Annotated in this window: 13 protein-coding genes; 11 read left to right on the forward strand and 2 right to left on the reverse strand. The window is 31.1% G+C overall.

Annotation, left to right across the window (positions count from 1 at the left end):
- Window positions 1–119: 119 nt before the first annotated feature.
- Together BLU40_RS01900 and BLU40_RS01905 are read right to left on the reverse strand one after the other, a co-directional pair.
- The gene (locus BLU40_RS01900; RefSeq protein ID WP_090119167.1) at window positions 120–2,555 is read right to left on the reverse strand and encodes a glycoside hydrolase family 94 protein; all 2,436 of its coding nucleotides are present in this window, start codon (window positions 2,553–2,555) and stop codon (window positions 120–122) included.
- A gap of 80 nt (window positions 2,556–2,635) precedes the next feature.
- Window positions 2,636–4,033, reverse strand: coding sequence for an MFS transporter (locus tag BLU40_RS01905; protein ID WP_090119169.1), 1,398 nt, complete (start codon window positions 4,031–4,033; stop codon window positions 2,636–2,638).
- A 199-nt stretch (window positions 4,034–4,232) separates the two neighbouring features.
- On the opposite strand from BLU40_RS01905, the gene queG reads away from it, so the two are divergent.
- The 11 genes from queG (at window position 4,233) to BLU40_RS01960 (ending at window position 20,037) form a co-directional block, all read left to right on the forward strand.
- Window positions 4,233–5,159 carry a tRNA epoxyqueuosine(34) reductase QueG gene (gene queG / locus BLU40_RS01910; RefSeq protein ID WP_090119171.1) on the forward strand — a complete coding sequence of 309 codons (927 nt, stop codon included), beginning with the start codon at window positions 4,233–4,235 and terminating at the stop codon, window positions 5,157–5,159.
- 132 nt (window positions 5,160–5,291) lie between these two features.
- The gene (locus tag BLU40_RS01915; protein WP_090119173.1) at window positions 5,292–7,595 is read left to right on the forward strand and encodes an NADP-dependent malic enzyme; all 2,304 of its coding nucleotides are present in this window, start codon (window positions 5,292–5,294) and stop codon (window positions 7,593–7,595) included.
- Window positions 7,596–7,610: 15 nt separating this feature from the next.
- The gene (gene ruvA / locus BLU40_RS01920; protein ID WP_090119175.1) at window positions 7,611–8,195 is read left to right on the forward strand and encodes a Holliday junction branch migration protein RuvA; all 585 of its coding nucleotides are present in this window, start codon (window positions 7,611–7,613) and stop codon (window positions 8,193–8,195) included.
- A 3-nt stretch (window positions 8,196–8,198) separates the two neighbouring features.
- Window positions 8,199–15,248: a T9SS outer membrane translocon Sov/SprA gene (gene sov / locus BLU40_RS01925; protein ID WP_245729874.1), complete on the forward strand. Its 7,050-nt coding sequence runs from the start codon at window positions 8,199–8,201 to the stop codon at window positions 15,246–15,248.
- Between the two features lie 24 nt (window positions 15,249–15,272).
- On the forward strand, window positions 15,273–15,653 hold the full coding sequence (gene gcvH, locus BLU40_RS01930; RefSeq protein ID WP_090119177.1) for a glycine cleavage system protein GcvH: 381 nt from the start codon (window positions 15,273–15,275) through the stop codon (window positions 15,651–15,653).
- Window positions 15,646–16,011, forward strand: coding sequence for a VanZ family protein (locus BLU40_RS01935; protein ID WP_090119179.1), 366 nt, complete (start codon window positions 15,646–15,648; stop codon window positions 16,009–16,011). Before gcvH ends, BLU40_RS01935 begins: the two co-directional genes overlap by 8 nt.
- Before the next feature lie 64 nt (window positions 16,012–16,075).
- A complete protein-coding gene (locus BLU40_RS01940) occupies window positions 16,076–16,795 on the forward strand; it encodes an energy transducer TonB (protein WP_090119181.1) in 720 nt (239 codons plus the stop codon).
- Window positions 16,796–16,963: 168 nt separating this feature from the next.
- Window positions 16,964–17,713 (forward strand): energy transducer TonB, encoded by a 750-nt coding sequence (locus BLU40_RS01945; RefSeq protein ID WP_245729875.1) that lies wholly within the window; start codon window positions 16,964–16,966, stop codon window positions 17,711–17,713.
- Between the two features lie 166 nt (window positions 17,714–17,879).
- The gene (locus BLU40_RS01950) at window positions 17,880–18,614 is read left to right on the forward strand and encodes an energy transducer TonB (protein WP_090119183.1); all 735 of its coding nucleotides are present in this window, start codon (window positions 17,880–17,882) and stop codon (window positions 18,612–18,614) included.
- A gap of 100 nt (window positions 18,615–18,714) precedes the next feature.
- Window positions 18,715–19,458 (forward strand): deoxyribose-phosphate aldolase, encoded by a 744-nt coding sequence (deoC, locus tag BLU40_RS01955; protein WP_090119185.1) that lies wholly within the window; start codon window positions 18,715–18,717, stop codon window positions 19,456–19,458.
- 3 nt (window positions 19,459–19,461) lie between these two features.
- Window positions 19,462–20,037 carry an acyltransferase gene (locus tag BLU40_RS01960; RefSeq protein WP_090119187.1) on the forward strand — a complete coding sequence of 192 codons (576 nt, stop codon included), beginning with the start codon at window positions 19,462–19,464 and terminating at the stop codon, window positions 20,035–20,037.

The following is a 20,037-nucleotide window of genomic DNA, read 5'->3' on the forward strand; positions in this document are numbered from 1 at the left end:
TATTTTAAAATTTGAAGATTGAGCAATTTTTTAGGTTTATTCGGTTTAATAATAATTTTAAAAAAAGGAGCTAGTTTTAAAAAAGTTTAGCTCCTTTTTTACTTAAAACTTAATTAATACTAACTCATTATTACGGTAATAACGTGTTCTTTATTTTTTGAAAGTATTGGAATTATGTTAGAGTCTATCTTTTCACCATTTACAATAATTTCTTTAATTCCTTTACTAACTTTATTTGGGTTTTTTACAGTTATATTGTAGGTAGCTCCTCTAAATTCTCTTGTAAATTTAAATCCTTCCCAATGAGATGGAATACATGGGTTTATAGATAAACCATTATAATCTGGCTTTACACCTAAAATGTATTGAGTAATTGCATAAAAATTCCAAGAAGCTGTACCGGATAACCAAGAGTTTTTGGCTTCACCCGGTTTAAAAGCTTCTTTTCCTGCAATCATTTGGCAGTATACGTAGGGTTCTACTTTGTGTAATTCTGAAATTTCTTCTAAATAACTTGGTGTTATTTTGGAATAATAATCAAAAGCTTGATCGCCTCTTCCTATAATTGTTTCAGCAATCATTATCCAAGGATTGTTATGGCAAAATATACCACCGTTTTCTTTATAACCTGCGGGATATGTAGAGATTTCTCCATATTCTTCATAATATTTAGTAAAAGCAGGACTGTTTAAAACAATACCAAATTCACAATCTAAATGTGTTTTTACTGAATCTAAAGATTTTTTTACCATGCCGTCTTCTAAACCAATTTCAGCTATAGAGCACCAACCTTGAGACTCAATAAATATTTTACCTTCTTCGTTTTCGTTTGAACCTACTTTTTTGCCATAATAGTCATATGCACGTAAATACCAATCTCCATCCCAGCCATATTCTTTTACAGCTTCTATCATATTATCAACGTGAGTTTGAGCTTTTTTTGCTTCATCAGTTTTGCCAATAGTTTTACAAAGCTTTATAAATTCTTTTCCATAAACTACAAAGAGCCCTGCAATCATTAAAGATTCTGCTGTTTTTCCTTTTTTGTTTCCTGTAGTTTGAAAAGATTCATTTGGATCGTTAGAGAAGCAATTTAAGTTTAAACAATCGTTCCAGTCTGCTCTACCAATTAGAGGTAGTTTGTGAGGTCCTAAATTGTTTACAACATGATAAAACGAGGCTTTTAAATGATCGAAATGAGGCTTTGCTCTTGATATATCATTATCAAAAGGAACTAGTTCATCTAATAAAGAAAAATCTCCAGTTTCTTTAATGTATTCTGTTGTTGAAAGTATTAGCCATAGTGGATCGTCGTTAAAATCTCCACCTAAAATTGCATTTCCTTTTTTAGTTAATGGTTGGTATTGGTGGTAACAAGATCCATCTTCAAATTGTGTAGAAGCAATGTCAAAAATTCGTTCTCGAGCTCTTTCAGGGATTTGATGTACAAAACCAATTAAATCTTGGTTTGAATCTCTAAAGCCCATTCCACGCCCAATACCTGATTCAAAAAATGAGGCAGATCTAGACATATTAAATGTAACCATACATTGGTATTGGTTCCATATGTTCACCATTCTGTCTAGTTTATCATCGCCAGATTGAATGTTGATTTTTCCCAGTAAATTATCCCAATATCTTTTTAAATCGTTAAAAGCTGTATCTACTTTTTCAACAGTATCAAACTTTGCAATCATTTCCTTTGCAGGTTTTTTATTGATTACAGATTTACTTTCCCATTTATTATCTTCATCAACTTCAATATAACCCAACATAAAAACAAAGTCTTTTTCTTCGTTAGGTTGTAATTCAATTTCAATATAATGTGATGCAATTGGAGACCAGCCGTGTGCAATTGAGTTTTTTGATGTTCCTTCGGTTACAGCATCTGGAGCGTCAAAACCATTATATAGTCCAATAAAGGATTCTCTATCGGTGTCAAAACCATTAATAGCTTCGTTTACAGAGTAAAAAGCATAATGATTTCTACGTTCTTTAAATTCTGTTTTGTGGTAAATAACCGAGTCTTCAACTTCAACTTCACCTGTATTAAAATTACGTTGGAAGTTTGTCATATCATCTTCAGCATTCCATAGCGCAAATTCAATAAAAGAAAAGAGTTTTATAGTTTTTGCTTTAGATGACGTGTTTTTTAAACTTATTTTTTGAATTTCACCCCAAAAACCTAACGGAATAAATTGTAAAACTTCAGCTTCTAATCCGTTTTTTGAACTTTTGAAATTAGTATAGCTCATACCATGTCTACATTCGTAGCTATCTAGTTCTGTTTTTACTGGTTTCCACCCTGGAGACCAAATAGTATCTTCATCTTTAATGTAAAAATATTTTCCGCCATCATCTACGGGTACGTTATTGTATCTGTAGCGAGTTAAACGTCTAAATTTTGCATCTTTATAAAAAGTATATCCACCACCAGTGTTAGATGTTAGAGAGAAGAAATCTTCGTTTCCTAAGTAATTTATCCAAGGGTAGGGTGTTCTTGGGTTTGTAATTACATATTCTCTGTTAGCATCGTCAAAATGACCGTATTTCATATTCTAAGTTTTGTAGCTATGTTAAGAGTGCTGTTTTGGTTAGAAACAGTGGTTTATTTTAATGTAGCTTAGTTGGTTTATTACGTTGTTTGGTTTCTTTGTATTTTTAATTCTTCTTCAATCTTTTGCATTTTTTTAGTTGTTAATGGGTAGAATAGCAGGGCAACAATACCAATTAGTACAAAAAGTGCTGGTACAATACTCATGTTTAGTTTTATACCTTCAAGCATTTCTGTAGTTTTTATAGCAGCTTGACCATTGTAATTATAGAAGTTTAATACAGCTAGTGTTATTGCTCCTGCAACACCGCTACCAAATTTCATAGCAAATGTTCCAGCAGAAAATATTAATCCAGTTGCTCTTCTTCCGTTTTTATATTCAGAATAATCAGCTGTATCGCCAAGCATTGCAAAAAACAATATTGGTGTAAGTCCTGCCCCAAATTCAGAAATAATACCTAAAGAGAAAATTGAAATTACATCATCTGCATCTAACCAATACATTGCTGCAGCAGAAATTGCTGAAAACAATAAGGCTAAAATAAATAAGGTTCGTTTACCAAATATTTGAGTTAAAACTGGTGCAAAAAAAGTTGAAATCATTGAAATAATTAACAATGATAGTAGGTACAAACCAGCTAAACCATTTTTACCTCCCCAAGAAGATAGCCATCCAAAAGTATTATCAGTATCATTTACATAATGTGTAAAATAATACATTGCAGAACTTTGTTTTATAATATTATAGGTAACAAATACAAAACCAATAAAAAGTAGAATTAACCAAGCTTTATTTTTAATTAAATCCTTTAAATCGTCTTTTATGTTTGAAGTGTTCCCGCTAATATCAGGTACTCTTTCTCTAGTTGTTAAAAATGTTATTAATGAAAACGATGCAAGAATAAATGCAAGTACATACATAGTATATTGGTAACCAATGTTTGCATTACCATTTCCTAAATAATCAACAAGAGCAATAACTCCAACAGTAGCAATTATACCTCCAAAATAGGCTCCAAAAAATCGATATGAAGAAAGTTCAGTACGTTCTTTTAGATCTGAAGTCATAACACCCATTAATGCGGAATAAGGAACATTATTAGCCGTGTAAACTAAAATATAAAATATAGAAGTTGCGTACGCCCAAATAATTTTACCTGTTAAGCCTAAATTAGGAGTTGTAAATTGTAAAATAAGTGCAATTCCAAAAGGCAAGGCTGTCCATAATAACCAAGGTCTAAATTTTCCCCATTTAGTTTTTGTTCTATCTGCAATGGTACCCATAATTAAATCGGTAATACCATCTCCAAGTCTAATAACCAAAAGTAAGGTAGCTACAGCTGCAGTTCCCAAACCAAAAACATCTGTATAAAAAATGGGTAAAAAAGGACCAATGGTTCTCCAAGCAATGTTTGCTGCGGTATCGCCCAAAGCATACCCTAATTTTTCTTTAATGGTTAATTTTTTACTGTTTAACATTAATTATACATGTTTTTGGTTAAAGATTATACTCCAAAATTACTTTACTATGCTGAAGAGTTTTAATACTATTTTGTCTATTACAGAACAATTTTTATATCTTGAATGTAGATAGAATGTAACAATTTAGTTAACAATTATTAGAATTGAGGTACAGAAAAGGTAAACAATTAAAAGGTTTTTTTAGATTTGTAGCGAGTTGAAAGCTGCTAAAGAATCATATTCGGTATTAATTAAACAAGAAGCAAAGCGATTGGGCTTTGAATCTTGTGGCGTAGCTAAAGCTGAGTTTTTAGAAGAAGAAGCTTCTAATTTAGAGCAATGGTTAAAGAATGGTTTTCATGGGGAAATGAAATACATGGAAAATCATTTCGATAAGCGATTGGATCCACGTCTGTTGGTAGAAGGTGCAAAATCTGTAATAAGTTTATCGTTTAATTATTTTCCTGAAGAAATTCAAAATAAAGAAACCTTTAAAGTTGCTAAATATGCCTATGGTGAAGATTATCATCAAATTATTAAAGCGAAACTAAATGAACTTGCTTTTTTTATTCAAAATGAAATAGGTGAAGTAAACGGAAGAGCATTTGTAGATTCGGCTCCAGTTATGGAAAGAGCTTGGGCTCAAAAAAGCGGTTTAGGTTGGATAGGAAAACATTCCTTATTAATTCAAAAAAATAAAGGGTCTTTTTTCTTTTTGGCTGAATTAATTTTAGATCTAGAATTAGAAACAGACACTCCTTTTAAAACAGACCATTGTGGTAATTGCACAAAATGTATAGATGCTTGCCCTACAGAAGCTATTTTACCAAACAATACCGTAGATGGTTCTAAATGTATTTCATACTTTACTATTGAATTAAAAGATGAAATTCCTTCTTCAGTAAAAGGGAAATTTGAAAATTGGATGTTTGGCTGTGATATTTGCCAAGATGTTTGTCCGTGGAATAGATTCTCAACACCACATTCCGAAAAAAAATTTAAACCACATCCAGATTTATTATCTATGACAAAAAATGATTGGGAAGAGATTACGGAAGATGTGTTTAAAAAAGTATTTAAAAAATCTGCAGTAAAAAGAACTAAATTTGTTGGTTTACAGCGTAATATTTCATTTTTAAAATAGAAGACTCGTAATGTTTTTTGTGTTTAATTAGAGGTTGTGTAACTATTATTTCGTTTTCGTAATAAAAAAGTAGAATTACACATTGTATTATTGATTTATTGATAAATTTGTTAGTGTAAACCTAATATTATTATGAGTAAGTCCAAAAAAAAGAGCGAAGCTTTACGCTACCATCAATACCCAACACCAGGAAAAATACAAGTAGTGCCAACTAAAAAATATGCAACTCAAAAAGATTTGTCTTTAGCATATTCTCCAGGTGTAGCAGAGCCTTGTTTGGCTATTGAAGAAAATGAAGATGATGCATACAAATATACTGCAAAAGGTAATTTAGTAGCGGTTATTTCTAATGGTACTGCTGTTTTAGGTTTAGGAGATATTGGAGCTTTAGCAGGGAAGCCTGTTATGGAAGGTAAAGGATTACTTTTTAAAATATTTGCAGATATTGATGTGTTTGATATTGAAGTTGACACTAAAGATGTAGATAAATTTATTGAAACAGTAAAAAATATATCACCAACTTTTGGAGGTATAAATTTAGAAGATATTAAAGCTCCTGAAGCTTTTGAAATTGAGCGAAGATTAAAAGAGGAATTGGATATTCCTGTAATGCACGATGATCAACATGGTACCGCAATAATTTCTGCAGCAGCATTGAAAAATGCAGTAGAAATTGCAGGGAAAAAGATTTCAGAAATAAAAATTGTAGTAAATGGTGCCGGAGCAGCAGCGGTTTCTTGTACTAAATTGTATTTAGCATTAGGTGCTAAAATTGAAAACGTTGTTATGTGCGACAGTAAAGGTGTAATTAGAAAAGATATTGAAAATCTATCTCCTCAAAAAGCCCAATTTGCTACAGATAGAAATATTTATACACTAAATGAAGCAGTAAATAATGCCGATGTTTTTATAGGGCTTTCAATTGCCGATGTGTTTACACCAGAAATGTTGTTAACTATGGCAAACGATCCAATTGTATTTGCAATGGCAAATCCAAATCCAGAAATTGGTTACGACTTAGCAGTAAAAACAAGAAAAGATGTAATTATGGCTACAGGTCGCTCAGATCATCCTAACCAAGTGAATAATGTACTTGGTTTTCCATTTATTTTTAGAGGAGCTTTAGATGTGAGAGCAACTATAATTAACGAAGAAATGAAAATGGCTGCGGTGCATGCTTTAGCAAATTTAACGAAAGAGTCTGTGCCTGAGCAGGTAAATATAACCTATGGTGAAAAAAACATTCAATACGGTAGAGAATATATTATTCCCAAACCATTTGATACGCGGTTAATTACTGAAGTTCCTCCTGCAGTTGCAAAAGCTGCAATGGAATCTGGAGTTGCAAAAATGCCAATTACAGATTGGGATGTATATAAAGAAGAATTAGCAGAAAGATTAGGTGCAGGTAGTAAATTAATGCGTGTGTTAACTTCAAGAGCAAAGGCAAATCCTAAATCTGTAATATTTGCCGAAGCTGATCATTTAAATGTGTTGAAGGCAGCTCAAATTGTATATGATGATGGTATTGCAAAACCTATTCTTTTAGGAAATAAGGAGGTTATTAAAGAGTTAATGAGCGAATTAAATTTTGAAGCTGATTTGCAAATTATTGATCCAAAATCTGATGAAGAAAAAGTAAGGCGAAATAAATTTGCTCAAATTTATTTTAAAAAACATAACCGTAATGGAATTACTTTATTAGATGCTCAAAAATGGATGCGTGAGCGTAACTATTTTGCTGCAATGATGGTAAACGAAGGTGAGGCAGATTCTTTAGTTTCTGGTTATTCTAGAAGTTTTCCAACAGTTGCAAAACCTATTATTGAGCTTATTGGAATGGAAGAAGGTGTAGAGCGTGTTGCGGCAACTAGTATTTTAATTACAGATAGAGGCCCTATGTTTTTTGCTGATACTGCGTTTAATATTAATCCAAATGCAGATGAATTAGTAATGATTTCAAGAATGACACATAGATTAATTAAATTATTTGGAATTGATCCTGTTTTAGCCATGCTTTCGTATTCTAACTTTGGTTCGGCAAAATCAAAATCGGCGAACAAAGGAGCCTTAGCAATAAAGAAAATTCATGAATGTTTTCCAGAAATTAATATTGATGGAGAAATTCAAGCAGATTTTGCATTGAGTAGAACTATGCGTGGTGAAACATTTCCGTTTACAAAAATTCATGGTAAAAAAGTAAATGGCTTAATTTTTCCAAACTTAAACGCATCTAATATTAGCCATAAATTAATTAAAAGTTTAAATAAAACAGATATTATTGGTCCAATAGCTATGGGATTAAAAAAACCTGTTCAAATTTTACAGTTGGGTTCAAGTGTAGATGAGATTGTAAATATGGTTTGTGTAGCTGTTATAGATGCTCAAGAAAATGCGAAAAATAATAAAGATTATTTTACTACATTTGGATGTTAATAGTCCAAGGTAAAAATGATCACTCATATTAAAGGAAAATTAGTCGAAAAAAACCCTACCTATGTTGTTGTTGAAGCAGCGTCAGGTCTGGGTTATATGTTACACATTTCATTAAATACTTATTCTAAAATCCCAGATTCTGAAGCTGTGTTTTTGTACACGCATCTTGCTGTAAAAGAAGATTCGCATACATTGTTTGGATTTATTGATAGTGTTGAACGCGAAATATTCAGGCTTTTAATATCTGTTTCAGGTGTTGGGCCTAGTATTGCACGTACTATGTTATCTTCTATGACAACCGATGAAATTCAACAAGCAATCGCATCTGGAAATGTTGGTGTAATTCAATCTGTGAAAGGAATTGGGGCTAAAACGGCTCAAAGAGTACTTATAGATTTAAAAGATAAGATTTTAAAAAGCTTTGCTGTAGACGAAATTTCTACTACAGAGAGCAATACCAACAAAAATGAAGCGTTAATTGCATTAGAAGTCTTAGGTTTCAACAAAAAACAATGCGAAAAAGTTTTAGATAAAATTTTATTAGAAGATTTTTCAATGAGTGTTGAACTTTTAATAAAAAGGGCTCTTAAAAATTTATAAGGTTTGAAAAAGAAAAAGATAGTTAATTTATATTTTTTAGTGTTATTTTTAAGTTTAGCTGTCTCGCAGCTAAATGCGCAAGCTCCACCTCCGCCAGGAACTCCTCCAGGTAAAAAAGCTGATTCTACTGAAGTAATAAAAAAAGTAGATTCTTTAAAATACCCTTTTAAAAGGAATGATGTTGGAAGTTTGTTTTTATCAGACCCTTCAAAATCAGAAATAATATACGATACCGATTTAAAACAATATGTAATTGTTGAAAAAATTGGTGATTACTCAATTAGGCGTCCAATTTACATGTCGCAAGAAGACTATAAAGAGTATAAGCTTAAAAAAGATATGTTGGGTTATTATAAGAAAAAAATTAGCGCAACAAACAGTAAAAAGAAAGGAGCAGCGGATGCTCAAAAAGATTTATTACCTACGTATTATGTAAATTCTAACTTTTTCGAATCTATATTTGGTGGTAATACTATTGAAGTTAACCCTTCAGGTTCTGTATTAGTTAAAATGGGTGCTTTGTACCAAAAGGTAGATAACCCTCAACTTTCCGAAAGAAATAGAAGTAGTTTTACATTTGATTTTGATCAAGAAATAAGTGCAAGTATTCAAGCAAAAGTTGGTACTCGTTTAAAAGTTGGTGCGCAGTACGATACGCAATCAACATTCAACTTTCAAAATCAAATTAAATTAGAATTTACGCCAACTGAAGATGATATTTTACAGAAAGTTGAAGTTGGTAATGTTAGTATGCCTCTAAAAAACTCTTTAATTGTAGGTGCTCAAAGCTTATTTGGTGTTAAAACACAATTAAAGTTTGGTAATACAACGGTTACAGGAGTGTTTGCAGAACAAAAATCACAAACTCGTTCCGTTTCAGCGGAAGGAGGTTCTACAATTCAAGAATTCGAAATGCAAGCTTCGGATTATGATGCAAATCGTCACTTCTTTTTATCTCAATACTTTAAAGATAATTATAACACAGCAATGTTACAGTACCCGTTAATTAATAGTACTGTAAATATTACAAAAGTTGAAGTTTGGGTTACCAACAGAAATGCAACAACTGTAGATATTAGAAATATTGTAGCACTTGCCGATTTAGGTGAAGCAGATGCAACTAATATTGGACCTGCAAATGTTATTCCGGTAGGTGGAGAGCTTTTACCTTCAAATACAGCTAATAATATTTCAGATATTTTAACAACAACAAATCCTGTAAGAAGTATATCTACAGTAAGTGATGGAGTTGCACCTTATTCTATGCAGCAAGGTAGAGATTATTCTGTACTAGAAAACGCTATTAAATTGCGCCCAGATGAATTTACAATTCACAGGCAATTAGGATTTATATCTTTAAATAGAAGATTAACAGATTCTGATGTGTTAGCGGTTTCTTTTGAATATACGGTTAATGGAGAATCTCAAGTTTATAGAGTTGGAGAATTTACGAGTGATGGTATTATTGCTCCAGAAAATATTGTTGTAAAATTATTGCGTAGTGAAATCATTAGTACAGAAACTCCAATGTGGGATTTAATGATGAAAAACGTATACTCGCTGCAAACATATAGAATGAATTCTGATGGTTTTAGATTGGAATTGTTGTATAGAGACGATGAAACTGGGGTAGCAATTAATACCTTACAAAATGCGCAAACTACGGGGTTTAGTGATAAAACAATATTAAACTTATTAAATGTAGATAGGTTAGACCAAAATCAGTTTGAAACACCAGAGGGTGATGGTTATTTTGATTATGTTGAAGGTTCAACGGTAAATTCAGAAAATGGGTATATAATATTTCCAACAGTACGACCTTTTGGAGCTGCACTAGGAACTAAACTGACCAATACTGAAGATGCAACATATATTTTTAACGAGCTATATGATCTTACCCAAGTTGAAGCTAAAAACAGTTATCAAAATAAAGATAAATATTTAATTAAAGGTTACCATAAGTCTGAAAGTTCAAACGGAATTCCTCTAGGAGCTTTTAATGTGCCTCAAGGTTCGGTTAGAGTTACTACAGGAGGTCGAGAACTAGTTGAAGGAGTAGATTTTGTTGTAGATTACCAAATGGGTAGAGTACAAATTGTAAACCCTAGTTTAGAGGCTTCTAATGCACCAATTGAAGTTTCAGTAGAAAATAATGCCGCATTTAATCTTCAAACAAAACGTTTTTTAGGTGTTGATATAGAACATAAGTTTTCTGATAAATTTGTTGCTGGTGCTACATTTTTAAATTTAAATGAAAAGCCAATAACTCAAAAAGCTGTTTTTGGTCAAGAACCAATTAATAATACTATTTTTGGTTTAAACGCAAGTTATGGTAACGAAGTGCCTTTTTTAACAAAACTGGTTAATAAATTACCAAATATAGATACCGATGCAATTTCAAACTTTTCTATTAGAGGAGATTTTGCATACTTAAAACCTGGTTCGCCAAAAAGAATTGAACAGGATGGAGAAGCAACTTCATATGTAGATGATTTTGAAGGTTCTCAAATACCTTTAGAAATAAAGTCAATTCAGCAATGGCATTTGGCAAGTACGCCACAATACCAAGATAATTTTAACTTTAATGGTAACGCTACAGATTTATCATACGGTTATAAAAGAGCAAAGCTTTCGTGGTATATAATTGATCCTTTATTTTATGGTGGTAGTTCAACAAAACCAGATAATATAGATAATGATGAGTTATCTAGAGCTGAGGTAAGAAGAGTAAGATATGAAGAATTGTTCCCTGAACAAGAATTAGATTTAACACAATCTACCATTGTTAGAACTTTTGATTTAGCTTACTTTCCAAATGAAAGAGGAAGTTATAATTTTGATGAAAGTAATGTTGGTGCAGATGGTAAATTTACAGATCCAGAAGAACGTTGGGGAGGTATTACTAGAGCGTTAAATACAACAAACTTTGAGCAATCTAATGTTGAGTATATTCAGTTTTGGTTAATGGATCCTTACGAGCATTATTCAATTACAAATGAAGAAGGTTTACCAGCAGGAGTTGATCCAAGTAATATTTTAAACCAAGTTGGTGATTTATATTTTAACCTAGGTAATATATCTGAAGATGTATTGAAAGATGGTAGAAAAATGTATGAAAACGGATTGCCAGTAGATGCGTTAGATACTAATTTTGAAGATACAACTTGGGGTAGAATTCCTACAAACCAATCTTTATTGTATGCTTTTAGCGATAGTGATAGCGAACGTAAAAATCAAGATGTTGGTTTTGATGGTTTAGATGATGAAGGTGAGTTGGCAAAATTTGGTAGTGGTTTTGGAGCAGATCCATCAAACGATAATTATAGTTATTATAGAAGTTCAGAATATGATAATACAGATGCTTCAATTTTAACAAGATATAAGAAATACAATAATACACAAGGAAACTCGCCAACCAATAATTTATCTACAGAAAGTTACCCAACTTCTGCAACAACATACCCAGATACTGAGGATATAAACAAGGATCAAACAATGAATTCTGTTGAAAGTTATTATCAGTATAAAGTTTCTATGAATAAAAATGATTTAGTTGTTGGACAAAATCATATTGTTGATGAAAAATATGTAGATGTTGAGTTAGAAGATGGAAGTGAAAAAAAATACAGATGGTTACAATTTAGAATTCAGATTGCAACACCAGATGAAACAATAAATGGTATTACTGGTTATAATTCTATACGTTTTATGCGTATGTTTTTAACCAAATTTAAAATGCCGGTTGTATTACGTTTTGGAGAACTACAATTAGTACGTGGAGATTGGAGACGTTATACAAAAACATTAGATGAGGCTATTAATCCATCACAAGATTTATCAAATGCAGATTTGCAAAATTTTGAAGTAGGAGTAGTTAATATTCAAGAAAACGAAGATAGAATTCCAATTAATTACGTTTTACCTCCTGGAATTGAACGAGAAGTTTTAAGAGGAAGTACAACACTTCAGCAACAAAACGAGCAAAGTTTATCTTTAAAAGTTTCGGATTTAGAAGAAAACGAAATTAGAGGAATTTATAAAAATGTAAGCGTAGATTTAAACATGTATAAACATTTAAAATTGTTTTTACATGCCGAAGGAATTCAAACAAAATCTCAAGTTCAAGATGGTGAATTAAAAGCAATAGTTAGAATTGGTAGTGATTTAGATGATAACTTCTATCAATTAGAAAAACTATTAAATATATCTGATTATGGTGTTACGGCTAGAGATGAAGTATGGCCTACAGACAATAATTTAGATGTACTTTTAGAAAATTTAGGTAAATTAAAACTGTTACGTTTTAATGACGGTGAAGTATCTAACGTTTTATATCCTGCCGAAGGAATGCCTTCTCCAATTGAAGGTTTGGAAGGTTATGATATTAGAGTAAAAGGTAGTCCTAATTTATCGAACATTAAAACAATAATGTTAGGTGTAAAAAATGTTTCAGCTACACCTCAAAGTGCAGAAATTTGGTTTAATGAAATGCGTGTTGCAGAATTTGATAATGAAGGTGGTTGGGCTGCAGTTGTTAGTGCCGATGCAAATTTTGCCGATTTTGCAGATGTTTCTGTAACAGGAAGAATGGAAACGCAAGGTTTTGGAGGTATTGAGCAGCGTGTAAATGAGCGTAGCCAAGAAGATACAAAATCGTACGATTTAGTAACCAATGTAAATTTAGGACAATTATTACCTAAAAAATGGGGTGTTGAGCTACCATTAAATTATAGTATTTCTGAAGCAGTTGCTGACCCTAAATACGATCCACAATATCAAGATGTTTTGTTTGACGAAGCTAAAGATATTAATCCAAATAGTAAAAATGCCAGAGATTATACAAAAAGAAGAAGTATTAGCTTAATTAATGTTAGAAAGCAACGTAATCCAGAAAGTACAAGTAAGCAACGTTTTTATTCTGTAGAAAATTTATCTGTTTCTGGAGCTTATAATGAGAACTTCCACAAAGATTATAATGTTCAAAAGGATTTAGAGCAAAATATGAGAGCTTCGGCAAATTACAATCATAGTTTTGAGGCTAAAACAATTGAACCTTTTAAAAATTTAAAAATTCTAGATAAAAAGTATTTAAAGTTTATAAAAGATTTTAATGTAAACTTGTTACCATCTACAATTTCAGTAAATTCAAATATTTATAGAAGTTATTCGGAGCAATTATCAAGAAGTTTAGTGGCAGATTTACCAAGTTTACCAACATTAGAGCAGCGTAATTATTTATTTGATTGGGACTATAATATTGGATATAACCTTACAAAATCGTTACAATTCAATTTTAGAGCAAGTAATAACTATGTATATGATAACTTCGAAGGAGAAGAAGTAGATATTTTTGAAAGATTTTTCTCTATTGGAAGACCAGACCATTATCACCAATCTTTAAACGGTACTTATAAATTACCTTTAGATAAATTACCATTGATTAATTTTATTAAAGCCGATTATGCATATACAGCAGATTTTGACTGGCAAGCAGCATCACAATCATATGTAGATCAGGTTGGGAATGTTATACAAAATGCAAATACACATACTTGGGGAGCCGATGTAGATTTTAATAAGTTCTATAAAAATATAGGGTTAGATAAATTATTTACTAAAAAATCTAAAGCATCTAAGGTTGCATCTAAAGCAGGTACAGCATTGCCAGCAATGAGAAGGAGTAGCGTTAAAAAGAAACCTAAAACTTTAGGAGGTAAAATTGGCCAAACATTTTATGGCTTGCTAACTTCAATTAAAAAAGCAAGATTTAATTATAGCGAAAACAATGGTACTTATTTACCAGGTTATGTTCCAGAAATAGGGTTTTTAGGTAGAGATTCTTACAATGGTAGTTTAGCACCAAGTTTAGGATTCGTTTTTGGTAGTCAGGTAGATATTAGACAAAAAGCTATTGAAAACGGTTGGTTGTTATCTAGAACTGAAGATGATGCTTATTATAACAGAACGTATAGCAGAACACATTTAAATAAGTTTGATGTAAATATTACTGTAGAGCCAATTAAAAACCTCGATATTCAATTTAGAGGTAATAAAACATACACAAAAAACACATCTCAGCAAATGGATGTTGTTAACAATAGTTTAATTGAAGATTCGCCTGTTTCGGAATATGGTAACTTTAGTATTAGCTACAATATGTTGGGTAGTTCTTTTAAAGATGTAGATGCTAATTTTGAAGAGTTTAAAGCAAATAGAGCTATTATTGCACAGCGACTGGCTCAAAGTAAAAATCAAGATATATCAGGTTATGGATTAACTAGCCAACAAGTAATGTTACCTGCGTTTTTAGCTGCCTATACAGGAAAAGAAGCTTCAGGTGTAAAATTAGATGCGTTTAGAAATATTCCAATTCCAGGATGGCAATTAGATTATAAAGGTTTTATGAAACTAAAGTGGTTTAAAAAACGCTTTAGAAGTTTTTCAATATCTCATAGTTATAACTCGTTATATTCTATTACTAATTTTACTAATAATTTAGAGTTCGATGCTAACAATATTAATAATACGGATATTGCAGGTAACTACTTTAATGAAACCTTGTTTACCAATGTTAACTTAGTTGAAGAATTTTCACCATTAATTAAGGTGGATGTAAAAATGAAAAACTCAGTTTCATTTAGTGGAAGAATAAATACAGATAGAGGTTTAACATTAAATTTTAATAATAATACCATTACCCAAGTTAAAGGAACCGAGTATGTTGTTGGATTAGGGTATAGAATTAAAGATTTACCTATGAGCTTTAATTTTGGAGGTAAAAAGACTAAAATTAAAGGAGATTTAAACCTTAGAGCCGATTTATCTTTAAGAGATAATGAAACCATTATAAGAGCAATTGATGAAGATAATGATCAAGTAACTGGAGGTCAACGATTATTATCATTAAAATTCTTTGCAGATTATGCCTTGAGCAGAAATTTAACAGCATCATTTTATTTCGATCAAAGTTCATCGCAATATGCAATTTCAACAACTTTTCCAAGACAATCAATTAGCTCTGGGTTAAGTGTTAGATACATTTTAGGAAATTAAATTAACATAAATAAAAATAGAAAAATGAATATACCATCTGAATTAAAATACACAAAAGATCACGAGTGGATTAAAATTGAAGGCGAAATTGCTACTGTAGGTATTACAGATTTTGCACAAAAAGAACTTGGAGATATTGTTTATGTAGATGTTGATACTGTAGATGAAACAGTAGAAAAAGATGAAGTGTTTGGATCAGTAGAAGCTGTAAAAACAGTTTCAGACTTGTTTATGCCATTGTCTGGTGAAGTAACAGAATTAAATGAAGTGCTAGAAGATGAGCCAGAAAAAGTAAATACAGATCCTTACGGTGATGGTTGGATGATTAAAATTTCTATTTCAAATGTTTCAGAAATTGAAGGTTTATTATCTGCAGAAGCATATCAAGAACTAATAGGTGCGTAAACTATTTTTAATAACAGCAATTTTAATAACAGCAGCAATAACAGTTGGAAGTTTAATTTCAATTCAAAGCTCTATAAAAATAAATGTTACTAATTCAGATAAGCTAGTTCATTTTGGCGCTTATGCTATTTTAACATTAAATTGGTTGTTGGTTATTAAAAATCATTCTAATTTACGTAAAAAAGTAGTTTTTGTTGCTTTTAGTGTTTTAATCTATGGCATAGTTATTGAGGCTTTACAAGGAGCCTTAACAGCTTATAGACAAGCAGATTATTTAGATATTTTAGCAAATTCTGTAGGAATAATTACCGCAGTTCTTGTTTTTATGAAGGTTTTTGTAAAATATCAACGTAATTAAAATAAATTTAGTTGTAAAAGTTGTATTAAAATTATTAAATTAGCACACGTTAAAAATTAAAGAGATGCAAATCAAGAAGAATCCAAAAGCAAACCTAGAAAACTATAGCAAATTGTTTATGCAATTAGGTTTAGTGTTAGCACTACTAATTGTGTACTTAGCAATTGAAAAAAAGACCTACGATAGAGTAATTGACGATTTAGGTCCTGTAGTTTTGAATATGGAAGATGAAGAACAAGTTGTTGAGATTGAGCAAGTAAAACCTCCAGAGCAAAAAACTCCACCACCACCAACTCCAGATAAAATTGAAGTTGTTGAAGATGAAGAGGAAGTTGAGGAGACTGTAATTGAATCTACTGAAACAGATGAAGAAGAAGCTGTTGAGGTTGAAGAAATTATTGAAGTAGAGGAAGAAGAAGAAGTAATTGAAGATGTACCATTTGCAATTATTGAAGATGTTCCTGTATATCCAGGTTGTAAAGGAAGCAAAGCTAAGTTGAAGCAGTGTTTACAAGAAAAAATTACAAAGCACGTAAATAGAAAATTTAATTCAGAATTAGCGTCTGATTTAGGTTTAGCTCCAGGTGTAAAACGTATTTTTGTTATGTTTAAAATTGACAAAACAGGAAGCATTACAGGAGTTCAAGCTCGTGCACCACACAAAAAATTACAGGCAGAAGCAATTAGAGTAGTAAAATTATTACCTAAAATGAAGCCAGGTAAACAACGTGGTAGACCAGTTGGTGTAAAATATAGTTTACCAATTGCCTTTAAAGTAGAATAGTGTAAAACACATATTTATATAAATTAAAAGCTCAACCATACGGTTGAGCTTTTTTTTGGCATGCTCTTTGATATTAACATAATATTAACAAATATCCGATTTTTAAATATGCTATAATTTAAATTTCAATTCCACTCAAAATAAATAATTACATGGCATTCTTTAAAAATGGATACATTAAACTTAAATATTATGAGATTAAAAAAGCACCCAAAAGCAAATTTAGAGAATTACTCTAAATTATTCGTACAATTAGGCTTAGTTTTATCATTAGCCATTACTTACTTCTTAATTCAAAGCAAAACATACGCTAAAGATATTGTTGCGTATAACGACACTGGAAGGACTATAGTAGAGGATGATACCAAACAAATCGATTACATTTTAGAAGAACCACCAAAGCCTAAAGAAGTAAAACCTGTGGTAGACCTTTCCAAGTTAGACCAAAAGAAAGATGATGAAGTTATTGAAGAAACTGACTTTAAAATTATAGATATTGATGCTCCTGTAACAGAGCCAGTATTTGAAAATACTCCTATTATAGAAGATCCTATAATTGAAGATGTTCCTTTTACTCTAATTGAAGATGTTCCTGTTTTTCCTGGTTGTGTAGGTAATACAAATAAAGAAAAAAGAGATTGTTTTAATAAAAAAATGAACAAGTTTATCAATAAGAAGTTTAATGGAGAATTGGCTAATGAGTTAGGTTTAAGTCCTGGAGTACAGCGTATTTTTACTATGTTTAAAATAGATAAAAATGGAAACATAGTAGATATTAAAGCAAGAGCACCACATAAAAAACTTCAAGAAGAAGCTATAAGAGTTATTAGGTTGTTGCCAAAAATGAAACCAGGTATGCAACGTAAAGTAGCCGTTGGAGTGAAATATTCAATTCCAATTACATTTCAAATTCAATAAAAAATAGATTAACACATTGGTTTTTATAACTTTAATTCGTAACTTTAGTAGGAACTTAATCTTGTAAGATGTTTTATACATCTTGTATCTAGCATCAAACATTATATAAAATTAGCTACGCGGGTAGTTTATATTCGTTTTCGTGTTTAACTTAAAACGTTTGAAAATGGAAATTAAAAAATATCCAGATGCAACTTTAGAGAATTATAGTAAAATATTGATCCAATTAGGCTTGGTTTTATCACTTTTTTTGGTGTACGAGTTTATGACTTACAAATCGTATCAAAAACCAGTGAAAGAATTAACTGGGACTTTTGTTACTCTTGAAGAAGATGAGCAAATAGTAGATATAAAACCTGTTGAAGTTGAAGTAAATAAGCAATCGAAAGTTGTAATTCCTGATAAAATAGTAAAGGTAGATGATGAGGTTGATGTTGTTGAAACCATAATAGAATCTACTGAAACTGACGAATCTGATGCTATTATTGTAAAAGAAACTACTAATAATATTGTTGAGGTAGAAGAAGAAGAAGTAATTGTTGAAGATGTACCATTTGTTATTATTGAAAATGTTCCAGTATTTCCTGGATGCACCGGAAATAATAAACAATTAAGAGCTTGCTTTTCTGATAGAATTTCAAAATTTGTATCAAAAAGATTTAACGTAAATATGGCAACAGAACTAGGTTTACAAAGTGGAAGTATTCAAAGAATATATGTAATGTTTAAAATAGACCATAACGGAAATATTACAAATATTATGGCAAGAGCACCACATAAAAAACTTAAAGAAGAGGCTGTTCGAGTAATTAAATTACTGCCAACAATGGCTCCTGGTAGACAACGAGGAAAGGCTGTTGGTGTAAAATATGGATTGCCAATTGTGTTTAAAGTGGAATAAAATTAAATTTTAAATAGAGAATCCCGCAATAGCGGGATTTTTTATGTTTATGCATAAGAATAACTTATATTTGCTTATTAAATTTTAAAGAAAATCCGAAATGGAAATAGGTCAATATTTAGATTCAACATATTTAAAAAAAGCTGAGCAAGCTAATATTTCAGAAGAAGCAACAAAACAAAACGTTATAGATTTAATAAACGAAGCAATTGAAAATAATTTCAAATTGGTCATGATTCGTTCAGAATTTATTGAATTGGCTAGAGAAATGATTAAAAAAGCCAATTCTGAGGTTGTTATAGGTACAGTAATTGGATTTCATGAAGGAACATATTCTACAGAAGAAAAACTAAAAGAAGCGCAAATTGCAATTGATAGAGATGTAGATGAATTAGATTATGTTGTTAATTACGAAGCTTTTAAAGAAGGAAAAATCAATTTAGTAAAAGCAGAAGTTTTTAAAGGAACTAAAATTGGTTTAGATAATAACAAGCTTGTAAAATGGATTATTGAAATTGCAGCTTTAACAAATGAAGAAATTGTTGGATTGTCTCAATTAATACGTGACGTTGTTTTAGATAATTTTGGAGAAGAAAATGCAGAGAAAGTTTTTGTAAAATCTTCAACAGGATTCTTTAAAACTGAAGAAGGAAAACCAAATGGAGCTACTTTTGAAGGGATGGAATTAATTGTAGAAAATTCAAAACCATTAGCTGCAAAAGCTGCAGGTGGAGTTAGAAGTTATGAAGATGCTGTAAAAATGGTAGAAATGGGTGTAACACGTATTGGTACATCATCGGCTAAAGTTATTGCAGACGGTAAAACTTCGGATAGCGAATATTAAATTATGGATACTTTTTTTGCACACGAAACAGCCGTTATAGATGATGGTTGTGAAATTGGAAACGGAACTAAAATTTGGCATTTTTCTCACATTATGCCTAATTGTACTATTGGCGAACAATGTAATATTGGTCAAAATGTGGTGGTTTCTCCAAATGTAATTTTGGGTAAAAATGTAAAAGTGCAAAATAACGTATCAATTTATACAGGTGTAATTTGCGAGGACGATGTTTTTCTAGGCCCTTCAATGGTGTTTACCAATGTAATAAATCCGCGTAGCGCGGTTATTCGTAGAGATGAATATTTGCAAACAGTTGTAAAAAAAGGCGCGAGTATTGGCGCAAATGCAACTATAGTTTGTGGTAATAATATTGGTGAATATGCTTTTATTGGTGCTGGAGCTGTTGTTACGAAAGAAATTAAACCGTATGCATTAGTTGTTGGAAATCCGTCAAAACAAATAGGTTGGATTAGTGAGTTTGGGCATCGTTTAGAGTTTAATAAAGAAGGAATTGCTGTTTGCAAAGAAAGCCAAGATAAATACCAATTAAAAAACAATCAGGTTTCCAAAATTAGCTAG

Origin of the sequence: Lutibacter oricola (genome assembly GCF_900106565.1) — a bacterium.
Lineage (GTDB): Bacteria > Bacteroidota > Bacteroidia > Flavobacteriales > Flavobacteriaceae > Lutibacter > Lutibacter oricola.